Source organism: Acinetobacter lwoffii, assembly GCF_019048525.1.
GTDB classification, from domain to species: Bacteria; Pseudomonadota; Gammaproteobacteria; order Pseudomonadales; family Moraxellaceae; genus Acinetobacter; species Acinetobacter lwoffii_K.
Window position 1 is genome coordinate 1,943,337 of sequence record NZ_CP077369.1, and the last position, 11,912, is coordinate 1,955,248.

At 39.3% G+C, this 11,912-nt stretch carries 13 protein-coding genes and 1 pseudogene; 8 read left to right on the forward strand and 6 right to left on the reverse strand.

All coding sequences use genetic code 11. The features are described 5' to 3' along the window. The first annotated feature begins 29 nt into the window (after positions 1-29). Complete coding sequence (locus tag I6L24_RS09095; protein ID WP_216985930.1) at positions 30-311, forward strand: phage holin family protein; 282 nt, start codon at positions 30-32, stop codon at positions 309-311. After that, complete coding sequence (locus I6L24_RS09100; protein WP_216985931.1) at positions 308-1,054, forward strand: N-acetylmuramoyl-L-alanine amidase; 747 nt, start codon at positions 308-310, stop codon at positions 1,052-1,054. Before I6L24_RS09095 ends, I6L24_RS09100 begins: the two co-directional genes overlap by 4 nt. A 77-nt stretch (positions 1,055-1,131) precedes the next feature. On the opposite strand, the gene I6L24_RS09105 is transcribed toward I6L24_RS09100, so the two are convergent. The 3 genes from I6L24_RS09105 to I6L24_RS09115 all read right to left on the reverse strand — a co-directional run bounded on the left by I6L24_RS09105 (position 1,132) and on the right by I6L24_RS09115 (position 4,431). Next, the gene (locus tag I6L24_RS09105; RefSeq protein ID WP_216985932.1) at positions 1,132-2,427 is read right to left on the reverse strand and encodes a Y-family DNA polymerase; all 1,296 of its coding nucleotides are present in this window, start codon (positions 2,425-2,427) and stop codon (positions 1,132-1,134) included. After that, positions 2,424-2,981 (reverse strand): LexA family protein, encoded by a 558-nt coding sequence (locus tag I6L24_RS09110; protein WP_044112759.1) that lies wholly within the window; start codon positions 2,979-2,981, stop codon positions 2,424-2,426. Before I6L24_RS09110 ends, I6L24_RS09105 begins: the two co-directional genes overlap by 4 nt. Positions 2,982-3,216: 235 nt before the next feature. After that, entirely contained in the window at positions 3,217-4,431 is a 1,215-nt protein-coding gene (locus I6L24_RS09115) for a tyrosine-type recombinase/integrase (RefSeq protein ID WP_216985933.1), read from the reverse strand. A gap of 991 nt (positions 4,432-5,422) precedes the next feature. Between I6L24_RS09115 and glnA the strand changes: the two genes are divergently transcribed. The 5 genes from glnA to I6L24_RS09140 all read left to right on the forward strand — a co-directional run bounded on the left by glnA (position 5,423) and on the right by I6L24_RS09140 (position 8,997). Further along, positions 5,423-6,838 carry a type I glutamate--ammonia ligase gene (gene glnA / locus I6L24_RS09120; protein ID WP_004279641.1) on the forward strand — a complete coding sequence of 472 codons (1,416 nt, stop codon included), beginning with the start codon at positions 5,423-5,425 and terminating at the stop codon, positions 6,836-6,838. A 90-nt stretch (positions 6,839-6,928) separates the two neighbouring features. Then, positions 6,929-7,204, forward strand: coding sequence for a hypothetical protein (locus I6L24_RS09125; protein WP_004279642.1), 276 nt, complete (start codon positions 6,929-6,931; stop codon positions 7,202-7,204). A gap of 2 nt (positions 7,205-7,206) precedes the next feature. Continuing rightward, the gene (locus tag I6L24_RS09130; RefSeq protein ID WP_004279643.1) at positions 7,207-7,713 is read left to right on the forward strand and encodes a chorismate--pyruvate lyase family protein; all 507 of its coding nucleotides are present in this window, start codon (positions 7,207-7,209) and stop codon (positions 7,711-7,713) included. Positions 7,714-7,718: 5 nt separating this feature from the next. Next, positions 7,719-8,597, forward strand: a complete 879-nt coding sequence (gene ubiA, locus I6L24_RS09135) for a 4-hydroxybenzoate octaprenyltransferase (protein WP_004279645.1) — start codon at positions 7,719-7,721, stop codon at positions 8,595-8,597. Between the two features lie 136 nt (positions 8,598-8,733). Then, positions 8,734-8,997, forward strand: a complete 264-nt coding sequence (locus I6L24_RS09140; protein ID WP_004279647.1) for a hypothetical protein — start codon at positions 8,734-8,736, stop codon at positions 8,995-8,997. 184 nt (positions 8,998-9,181) lie between these two features. Here the strand turns inward: I6L24_RS09140 and I6L24_RS09145 are convergent, their stop codons facing one another. The 3 genes and pseudogenes from I6L24_RS09145 to I6L24_RS09155 form a co-directional block, all read right to left on the reverse strand. Beyond that, positions 9,182-10,171 (reverse strand): diaminopimelate dehydrogenase, encoded by a 990-nt coding sequence (locus tag I6L24_RS09145; RefSeq protein WP_004279649.1) that lies wholly within the window; start codon positions 10,169-10,171, stop codon positions 9,182-9,184. 316 nt (positions 10,172-10,487) lie between these two features. Then, positions 10,488-10,649, reverse strand: a pseudogene (locus I6L24_RS09150) (DUF559 domain-containing protein); the annotation flags it as partial. Positions 10,650-10,830: 181 nt separating this feature from the next. Beyond that, positions 10,831-11,064, reverse strand: a complete 234-nt coding sequence (locus I6L24_RS09155) for a helix-turn-helix domain-containing protein (RefSeq protein WP_180176605.1) — start codon at positions 11,062-11,064, stop codon at positions 10,831-10,833. Positions 11,065-11,143: 79 nt separating this feature from the next. On the opposite strand from I6L24_RS09155, the gene I6L24_RS09160 reads away from it, so the two are divergent. Then, positions 11,144-11,629 carry a hypothetical protein gene (locus tag I6L24_RS09160; RefSeq protein WP_180176606.1) on the forward strand — a complete coding sequence of 162 codons (486 nt, stop codon included), beginning with the start codon at positions 11,144-11,146 and terminating at the stop codon, positions 11,627-11,629. Positions 11,630-11,912: the final 283 nt, after the last annotated feature.

Here is an 11,912-nt window from a genome sequence, read left to right on the forward strand (position 1 = left end):
TTTTTTATTGCCAAAAAATAGGGGGAATCATGCAGGAGCATGAAAAAACATTTTGGATGCTTGTCGTGATCGGGGCTGTCATCGGCCTGTCTAAACTTCTTGTATCTGAGGAAAGACTAACTGTTCGACTTGTTTTGGGTCGGACTATTTTGGGATCGGCTTCATCCGTTTTGGCTGGTGGGATCTTATTACAAATTCCAGATATTCATCCACTAGCTTTGATTGCAATTGCATCAGCTCTGGGAATTCTTGGAAGTACATTTATTGAAAACTGGCTTAAAAATAAAGCCGCAACTTGGAGCGCCAAATGAAATTAATTGAGCAAAGTGCCTGGAAGTATCTTTCTGTAAAGCTCCCAATTTTGGGGGCTTTTTTATTGCTTGTCGTTATTCCGGCATTGCAATGGGCGATGGACTTTAAAGTGATCCCTGTTGAGTACCATGCATTTATCACAGGGTCGGTCATGGTGTTTTTATCCTGGCTTGGTAAGAAAATTTATCAACCAAAACTGCATCAACCTTTAGGCCTTGTTGCGGTTACAGCTGGCCATAGCAATACAGATCCAGGTGCCGTAAATGGCAAAGTGAAAGAAGCAGATCTGGTGGTTAATTTCCGCAATGCAGTGACTCATTATTTGCGTGAGGCTGGATTACAGGTCAAGACCGATGGTACTGGTACCAAGAATGATCCATTGTCTGCTGCGGTAAAATTAATCCAAGGCTCAAGTGTTGCGGTTGAATTCCACATGAATGCTGCAGCATCAAAACAGGCGAATGGTATTGAGACGATTGCTTTACCGAAAGATAAGAAACTAGCGCAGGATTTGTCGAAAGCCGTAGCAGATGCGCTGGGCAGCAGATTACGTGGTGACAATGGCTGGATTGATCAGTCTAAATCTGCGCGCGGTCGTCTGGCATACGTGAATGCTGGCGGTTTGATTGTAGAGCTTGGCTTTATTTCCAATGAAGATGAACTTGCCCGGTTTAATGCGCGTTACTGGTTGGCTGCTAAGGCGGTGGCCAAAGTATTGATCGAGTACGAGCAACAGAATTAAGAAGTTAGTTTTCCAATAAAATAGATAAATGCCCTCAAATGAGGGCATTGTTTATCATTAAAATAAGTGACTGGTTATTAATTAATCCTCAGAATCCCTTCCCAACTAAAATAGTTCTGAGTCAGGTTTTGTCTGGCCATTGCCCATGCGCGACCATGCATTTTGCATGGGCCAATTGCTATTTTCTTATCTCCAAATCTCACCTTAACCTGCTCAAGGGCAGATTGAAGTTTCTCATTTTTCTCTATTTGAGTACTATCAGATAGAAGGGCATATATGTATGTCGATTTTGGCTCGATTGCGGTCAATATCACACCACATTTCTTAAACTCGATTCCTTCTTGAAACAGCTCATTCATTCGCTTCATTACAGCCCGGTTCATAACAGCAGCACAGTCAGTCGGCTCAGCAAATCCGATATTGATCGACTTGTTATAGAAAGGCCTGTTCTTATCAAAAGGATTGGATTGGGCAAAAGCAATCACACAACCACAAAGAGATTCATCTTCTCTTAACCGCTTAACAGCGTTCTGCAGGTAATCACTCATTGCCTCAGATAATGATTCAATATCGGTTACCCGTGCGCCAAATGAGCGTGATGAAATGATTTGCTTCTTGGTTGGCGCAGCCTGCTCAAGTTCGATACATGAAATCCCTTGCAGTTCCATGACAGTCCTCTGCACGACCACTGAAAACAGTTTTCCCATTTGATGTGGATTAGAAGTGGCTAAATCAAGAACAGTATTAATACCTAAGCCTTTTAGTTTTTTACTATGCTGACGACCAACTCCCCAGACTTCGGAAACATCAATCAAACTCGAAAAATAATCTCGGTGCTTCGGATCCATAGAAACCAGATCACAAACCCCATTAAAGCGTTTAGCCTTTTTAGCCATATGATTGGCAAGCTTTGCTTCGGTTTTTGATCGACCAATACCAACACAGACCGGTAATCCAATCCACCGCAAGATCCGCTGTCGCATATCTTGTGCATATTCAACCAGGTCATAATTTTCAGAATAGGCAGTAAGCTTTAAAAAGCACTCATCAATCGAATAAATTTCCTGTTCACCTGGCGCCACGTAATCAGCCAGAATCGAATGGAAACGTTGAGACATTTCAGCATACAAAGCATAGTTACTCGAAAGTACCTGTACATTATGTTTTTCGACAATATCCCTAACCTGGAATAGGGGAACACCCATCTTAATACCAAGATCTTTTGCTTCTTGGGAACGTGCAACTGCACAGCCGTCGTTATTTGAAAGAACAATGACCGGCACATCTTTAAGTTTAGGATTAAATAGGCGCTCACAGCTTACATAGCAATTATTTACATCAATGAGCGCGTATATTTCATTGTTATAGCTCATCTGAATTTCTTGATTACATTTGTGACTACACCCCAGATTTCAAATTGCTGACCTTCTTGGGGATGAATATCTGGATAACCCTCATTCTCAGCTTTCAACCAGCAACCTTTCGCATCAATAATTAGCCGTTTCACTGTCAATTCATTATCGATACTGGCAATCACAATATCTCTATGCCTAGCCTGAATACTGCGATCTACAACCAAGGCGTCATTAATATCGATTCCTGCATTTAGCATAGAAAGAGAATCCGCACGAACAATAAAAGTAGCATTCGCATTATTAATGAGGTACTCATTCAGATCGATTTTTTTATCAATATAATCTTGAGCGGGCGAGGGGAATCCAGCTTGAACGCGTTCGGTTGCCAAGGGTATTTCTATTTTTGTGACAGGATCAAACTGACGGATATCACTAATTTCATTTTCTTTTTTAAGAGATTCTAGGTATTCTTTAATATCAAGAATTTTAGATTCAGGCACTCGAATAACTTTAGTCTCTTCAGACTTTTTTCGACCTGCTCCGGCTCGAAAACCCCCATGAGTACTGTTCATAACTTTACGACTCCTTGATTTTTGTAACAATAATCAAGATTGTAAAGACTCGATAAAAATCAAACAAATAAAATAAATCTTTTAAATTCAAAGATGCGTCATAGAGTGACGCAAAATTATGATATTTCGGATGAACGGTTACAGTGCTAATTGACTTGGTAAAGACTCTTAGCCAGAGCTGCACAGCTCACTCAATTGCGACGAATGTGAATGTGGGGATATGTGTTGGGGTTATTTAATCCTTCCATCCATCCACAATATCAGCCCAGTCCTGCATCATTTTTCTACGATCTGCTAAATACTTGGCATGGTTATACGATGCACGTGTTTTATTCTCATCAGCGTGAGCCAGTTGAGTCTCGATCCACTTTTCATCATAACCAAGCTCATTCAATAGGGTGGATGCCGTAGCGCGGAAATCATGTGCCGTGACGTTCTGCATGATGTATTGCAGTGCACGATTGATTGTAGTGGCTGGCATCATCCCGCCCTTATAGACACCTTCAAAAACATACTTCTTGCGGCCAGTGAGCTTCTTCTGCTTAAGTAAAAGTTGATAAACCTGTTCAGACATTGGCACTATATGCGTCCTATTCTTCTTAGTTAGTCGCATGCCTTTTTTAAGCTGCTCCCGGGTTTGTTTTTCAAAAGTAATAGTTCTTTCTTCGAAGTCAATAAATGACCACTGCAGTCGACGCACCTCAATTGTGCGAAGCATGGTATAGAACAAAAATAAAATAGAATTGACCGTTGACTCAGCACCACCATAACTATCGATCCGCGCTCTAAACACCTTTCGTTCAGCCAAACTTAATGGTCTTGCATGCTCAACATCAGGTCGTGCTATCACTTCACGTACCGCATATGTCGGATCATTCTCAGCTCTTAATGTCGCAATGGCATATCTCATCACAGAGCCAATCTTCTTCCTGTTTTCAATTGCTGTGACTTCGCCAGTACCACGGTTATCCTGATCCTTAACACGCTTCACTGTATTCTGCATAATTTTCAAAACATCAGCAGAGGTCACATCTTTAATATTTTTATGCCCAATAACTTTATAAATATCCTTTTCCATTGCACGATGAAAAGCATCTACATAGGTTTGGGATTTATCCTTTAGACGATCCGCAGCATATTCCTTGGCAATTGCCTCGAAACTGTTTTCATCACAAAGCATGGCAGCCTTTTCTTGTTGACGATGCACAGCTGGATCAATATTGTTTGCAAGCAGTGATTTGATTTCGTCTTGCTTTTGACGTGCCTCTGCTAAGCTTACGATAGGGTATTCACCTAGACTGATCATTGAGGCCTTGCCTGCATAACGATAGCGTACACGCCAAAGCTTTGTACCGGTAGAGCGAACCTCAATACATAGTCCGCCTTGGTCAGCAATACGGTATGCTTTTTCCATTGGTTTTAGTTTTTTTAACTTGGTATCGTTAAGCATGTGAGTAACGCAAGAGATTAAATATTGTTACTCACTATATTACTCACAAAAGCGATTAATACAATTTAATTCTATTTTATGGTATTTAACTGGAAAGGCTTGAAAATAAAGACATAAGGATTTTGATTTAATGGCATTTTACAGTATTTAATTATTATGATAATTCTCGACCATTAAAAGCATGAGTTTAACCTATTGAAATTAATGCACTTAAATGTGCTAATGTTGTCCAGATCGTACTTTATTTATACGTGTTGCAAGCACTTGCCTGACACAACTAAATCATTGATTTCATTGTGTGAAAATAAAGCACGCTTCATCATAGCAAAAAATAGCCCCATTCGGCGCAACAATTTCGCTCAATTTATTGGCTTTAAAAACCTGTAGAAAATTAAATAAAATTTTATAATGATTTAAAGTAATAGGCTTACTCATAGAAAGATTTAAAAGGCTATTTTTTAGAGTAAAACTTAAAAATGAAAAAATTAAGGTCAAAGAGAGGTAAAATGCTTGATGAAAAAAACATCACTTGAATAATTAAGCTTTATATAAACTTTTCTATTGAAAGTAGATTTAAAGAAAATGCCTCATAATAGGCATACAATCCCAAATGAATCGCAAAATTTTCTTTACTGATATCTACTAAAAAAAGCTCAATTTTTATCCAAAAACAAGTAAAAATATAACAAAAGTAAGAAAAAGCAGCATATTTGCTATAAAAAGCTATGTTTCTTATACATTTTTATAGATACATGCACTATTTAGGTGCGCTAAAAAATAAAGCTGAAATAAAATAAATGAAGAATGCTTGAATATAGTGCATTTAGTTTTGCAGCTAGTATAATAGCCGCAAAGTATTTTTGTCACTTCATGATTTCTTATAAAGATTTCAAGATTTTATCTATACTTTTAAAAGTTGGTACGGTAATTGCTTAATAACTATCAACTGCTAACACGCACTTCACGGGTGCAACAAAAACATCGGAGCAAAATGAGCATGGCGAACAAGGTCCTTCAACTCATACAAGAAAGTGGCGCAAAATGGGTCGATTTTCGCTTTACTGATACCAAGGGTAAAGAGCAACACGTCACTTACCCAGCAGACAGTATTGATGAAGATACATTTGAAGACGGCAAAATGTTTGACGGTTCTTCAATTGCAGGTTGGAAAGGCATCGAAGCATCGGACATGATTTTACGTCCGGATGCGGCAACAGGTTTTATCGACCCGTTCTTTGCAGAGCCAACAGTTGTTGTAACTTGTGACGTCATCGAGCCATCAACTGGTCAAGGTTATGATCGTGACCCACGTTCGATTGCGCGCCGTGCAGAAGAATATTTGAAATCTACCGGTATCGGTGATACTGCATTCTTTGGTCCAGAACCAGAATTCTTCGTATTTGACGAAGTAAAATGGGAAATCGACATGTCTGGCGCGCGCCATACATTGATCGCTGAAGAAGCTGCTTGGTCAACTAACAAAGACTACGAAGGCGGTAACTCTGGTCACCGTCCACGCGTAAAAGGCGGTTACTTCCCAGTTCCTCCTGTAGATTCTTCACATGACATGCGTGCAGACATGTGTGCGCGTATCGAAGACATCATGGGTCCAGGTCGTGTAGAAGTACATCACCACGAAGTTGCTTCTTGCCAGTTAGAAATTGGTGTGAGCTTCAACACTATGGTGCGTAAAGCAGACGAAGTTCAACAGTTCAAATATGCGGTTTGGAACGTTGCGCATCAATATGCAAAAACAGCAACCTTTATGCCTAAACCAATGGTTGGCGATAACGGTTCTGGTATGCACGTGCATATGTCGATCTCTAAAGACGGCAAAAACCTGTTTGCTGGTGATGAATATGCAGGCCTTTCAGAAATGGCGTTGTACTTCATCGGTGGTGTAATTAAACATGCCCGTTCTTTGAATGCGATCACTAACCCTTCTACAAACTCGTATAAGCGTTTGGTTCCACATTTCGAAGCACCGATTATGCTTGCTTACTCAGCGCGTAACCGTTCTGCATCTATCCGTATTCCTTACGTGTCTAGCCCGAAAGGCAAGCGTATTGAAGCGCGTTTTCCAGATCCAATGATGAACCCGTACCTAGGTTTCGCGGCATTGTTGATGGCTGGTCTTGACGGTATTCAAAACAAGATCCACCCAGGTGAAGCTGCTGACAAGAACTTGTACGATCTTCCACCGGAAGAAGAAGCAAAAATCCCTACAGTGGCGCATAGCCTGGATATGGCGCTTGAAGCACTTCAAGCGGATCATGATTACCTGTTAAAAGGTGGCGTGTTCACGAAAGAAATGCTTGATGCTTATATCGAGCTTAAAACTGAAGAAGTTCGTCGTCTAAACACGACTACTCACCCAGTTGAATTTGATATGTACTACAGCTTGTAATTCATCACGAATTAAAGCGAAGAAAACCCGCGCATGTCGCGGGTTTTTTTGTATCATCTATTTATAATTTTAAATGATTGATGGGCTTAAATGGCACAACGTAAAAAGCACACCAGCTTTTATCCATGGATTGATCCAAAAGATCATAACAAAGGTTTTAAGTTGAACTTCTCTGAAGTGACTTATCTTGAAGTGGGGCGGACTCCCGAGGGTTATAAGCAGGCTCAATTTGTGGCGCTGAAAAATCCTGAAATAGCGCTGGATTATGCTTATCCAGAATCATTTTATTTGAGTGCTGAAGGTTTTATTTTAATTAAAACCCCACAAGGCAAATATGAAATCATTGCAAAAACAGATAACTGTTAACAATGAATAGTCGTTCTAGAAATCAAAATCAGCGTGTGCTGCTGTCAACTCTGCCTGTTGAGTTAAAACCGTGGCTGTATGCATCGGGTTCACTCACGCAACAACTGACCGATTTGGCGCAAGGACAATTCCATGTCGAGCCAATTCAAGAGCATTTTCAGCGTTTAAGCTTTGCCAATGCCAAATGGATGCAGATGTCACATCAGCATACTTCCTGGGTGCGTGAAAGTTATCTCTACGGCTCGGAACAGTCTCCTTGGGTGAAAGCCAAAAGCATCTTTCCGATTTTAAGCCTGCAAAAAAAAGCCCGAATTTTTCAGCATATTGGCACCAAACCGATTGGCTGGTTTCTGTTTCAGCGCACTAATCCACTGTGCCAGCGCCGGGTGGTACTTTTAGATGAGGGCTGGACCCGTCAGAGCTGCTATACTTGGCACGGCTGTAAATTTATCGTACAAGAAACATTTTTACCGGCATTTGAACACTTTATACAAAATTCACGGGCTTGATTTTTATGGCAACCGCACAAGCAATCACCTGGCGTGAGCGTCTTAGCGCCTATTATTATCTTTGTCGTTTTGATAAACCGATTGGGACTGAACTGGTTTTTTGGCCTACCATGTGGGCGCTGTGGATTGCAGCTCAGGGCATGCCACGTATTGAAATTTTAATTCCCATGATTTTGGGTGTGATTTTTATGCGGGCGGCAGGCTGTGCCATTAATGATTTTGCTGACCGTAAAGTCGATGCACATGTGGAGCGTACTAAAAACCGCCCATTAGCGACCGGGATTATCAGTGCCAAAGAGGCCGTAATGGTATTTCTGGTTTTGGTGGCTGCCAGTGCCTGCTTGCTATTTTTTCTGCCAATCGAAACTTTTTACTGGTCATTTGGGGCTTTATTTTTAGCGTTTATTTATCCTTTTATGAAGCGCTATACCCATTTACCTCAAGTCTTTTTGGGTGCAGCATTTTCCTGGTCGATTCCGATGGCTTATACCGCAGTTGGACAAACGCCGGATTTAACCTGCTGGCTTCTATATTTTGGTAATCTGGCCTGGACCGTAGCCTATGATACCCAATATGCAATTGCAGATCGTGAATACGATTTAAAGATTGGGGTGAAATCAACCGCGATCTTATTTGGTCGATATGATATTCAGATCATTAGCGCTTTGCAGGCCATTAGTATTCTTTTGATTGCTGTAGCACTTTGGCTAGAAAATTTACTGATTCCATTTGGTTTGGCTGCATTAATTGTTGTCACTCTCGATTTTATTTACCAATGGTTTAAAACTCGAGATAAAAATCCACATTTGTGTTTCTGGGCGTTTAGGCATAACCGCTGGATTGGACTGATTATTTTTGCAGGAATACTACTGGCTTTGAGGTAGTGACTGTCTATCGACTGAGAAAAAAGCGTCCTATAAGGATGCTTTTGTTATTGCCTAATCTATAAGGCTTGAGCTATGACTTTATTTTGTTATATTGGGCAGTGTAATTAAATGACGAAATTAAAGCAGGTTTGTTATGTCCGAGCAGCCACAGCCCCGCAGTGTCAAAAAGCTATTGATCTTCGGTACGCTTGCACTTTGTATTCCGGTATTTTTAATTAGTATGGCATTTCTTGCAGTGAATAGTGATGCTAAAAATCAGGAAAAATACAAGCAGCAGCAGACAGATATGATTGCGCGTATTGAAGCACGAGAAGCTGCGGAAAAGCTCAAAGCAGAGCAGGATGTTAAGGCAGATTCAACTCAAGCTGCGTCTGAAAGTAGTGCAACAGCACCTTAATCTATCTAAAATCCCTTTGCACTTGTCTAATACTGCAAATGTCTGTGTAGTAGATAGTTGCATGGGTTTCTGCAAACGATGATTTGACTGTAGATATTCGATACTTAGTAATTAGGCAAGCTGTATTCTAGAATGGAAAAATATAGCCACCCATCATCCGATCGGTGGCTATATTTAAATCATCTTAAAGCAATTCTTTGCGCAATTGTTCTGAAGATTTAATTGAAAGTAGGGCAGGTGCTACATCTAGGGCTGTTTTGGCACCATATTGCTGAGTTTGATTCAGACGGTAGCAGGCACGGGCATAAGCCACTAGAACACTTGCAGTAAACTCTGGATTGCTATTCAGCTTTAAAGAAAACTCAATCACCTGTTTTTGTGCATCACTGGTATTACCACTACGAATGACAAAACCGCCATGTGGCATATCTTGGTGATCTTTCAGTAAAGTTTCCTCACTGATAAAATTCACAGTCGTATTATAATCTGCAAAATAATCAGGCATGCTGACGATGGTTTGTTCAACTGTTGCTGCATCAGCTCCTTGTTCCAAGACCACATAACAGTCACGATGATGTTTATCTTTGGTGCTTAACTCAGGTCGTGCGCCACTGCGGACTTGTTCAATAGCATCAGTGGATGGAATGGTATATTGAACACCAGCTTTCACCCCAGGTACACGGCGGATCGCATCCGAATGGCCTTGGCTTAAGCCTTTACCCCAAAAAGTATAAGTTTCGCCATCTGGTAATAGCGCTTCACCAAATAAACGGTTAATCGAGAACATGCCAGGATCCCAGCCAATAGAAATCATGGCTGTTTTTTTGTTAGCAAGGGCGGGTGCATCGACTGCAGCATAGTATTCCGGAATACGTGCATGCGTATCAAAACTATCTACAGTATTGAATTTACTTGCAAAGATAGGCGCCTGTTGTGGCAAGTCATCTTTAGAGCCGCCACAAAGAATCAGCACATCAATTTTATCGCTAAACTCATTTAATAGTGCATCCATGCTATACACTTGAGTTTCTGCAAAGCAAGGAGAGACGCTGCTTGGTGAGCGGCGAGTAAAAATACCGACAAGCTGCATATCAGGATTTTTCTGGATGGCAGTTTCAACACCGCGGCCAAGATTACCGTAACCCGCGATACCAATACGAATAGAATTTTGCATAAATAAACGATCACTGAATAAAAAAACAACGCCAAAAATAAGCAAGGTGATGATGGCCAGAAATGGAACAGGCCAATCAGGTCATCTGACTTATATTTTGTTTTCGAAAGGATTATAGAGCGATAATTTAAACTTTATCACCCTAATCCTGCAGAAAGGCAGGTTTAACTGAGAATGCTTGTGATGAGACGCTAAATTGGACGAGGATAGGTTAGTTTTGAAGCATGAAAAGCTGCCGAGAAATTAAAAGCGGAGCAGGAGGCTTTGATTAATCCAATTCAAGCTGCAGCGAGAAATATCGAAATTGCAGCTTAATTTATTTTAAATCCCTTTGCAGTTGTCTGATAGTCGGAATCTGGGTGTATCGAATCACGGTATAGCCTGCTGCAATCAGCATGGCATCGCGTTCAGCATCTTCCTGCTCTTTGCCAATATGGCTCGTTTTCCTAATTAATAAAATGATTGTCAAATAAGAGCAGAGATTGTAACTACTATTTTTTTTAAATACAAAACTGAAATATTGCTTTAAGTTCAATTTAGAAGATTCAAATATCAAATGAGACACATCTGTAGTTAATTGAAAAAGTTAGGTGTATTAAAACTCATTAGACTTCTTCAATGCACGAAACAGACTGTGCAAGAATTTAATTAAATTAAGATTATTCAGAAAAGTATTCTGAAAAGAAAGTGATGAAATTGCTATCAATGGCATTCAACCAATCATAAAGTTCGATGAAATCTAATCTTCTTTCAAAATTCTCAACTTTAGCCACATATGATTGAGGCTTTTTTAAAGACGAAGCTAACTGTACCTGAGTTATTTTTTTCGACTCACGTAGTCCTATTAATTCGTTAATAACTTTCCTATACCTAGGATCATGTATTGAGCTCATGGCTCAAAATGTTGTACTATCTTCATAAATATCCCAAAATGGGATATTTTTTATTATTGTACACTGGGTGTTTTATTTTATGTCATTAAATCATAAACTTAGTTATCATTTGGTTGAATATCTGTCGAATCAAAATTTTAGAGACAGTGAGTTTAAAGAAATTTTTAATGGTTTTAAAAAAGAAAACCCAGAGTTTTCGTCGAATAATAGTTATCAACGTACATATCGTATTATAAGGGAGCTAGTAAATTGTGATTTGATGATTCTTAAGCGTACTCATCATAATTACAGATATACTTCAAATTACTCAGTTTCATCGCTAAATAATTTTTTGTTAAAACAAGATATTACGATTGATTTTAAGGATAAATTGAAAAGTGAATTTGCTGAAGTAAATTTAAATATAGAAAAAATCCGTCTAGAAATTAACTTTTTTGATAAATATATGAAAGAGTATCCTATCTTAAAAGACACTATCCTTCAGTTTAAAAAGAAAAGTCAGCAAAAACTGACTTATTTAGAATCTCAAATTTGTGTTTTAAATATTATTAGGACAAATGTTTGATATGAACTTATTTTCGTGTGAATGCTAACAACCTAAGCTGGATTTTAATTATTTAAGATTTTTGAATAGTTCTAAGATGAATTCTATCTGTTTTTTGATACGGGCGACTTGCTACGAGAAGTTTGATCCTTGAAATTTAGAATGCTTTTTATGATTTAGTGTAATTTATCATAAATAAAATCTATGAAATTTAATGCCAACGAAGAGATCACGCTACATCTAAAATTTTAGCATTCCAACTCATAATAATTAAATGACCCCATAAAATTAATAGGTGGAGAGA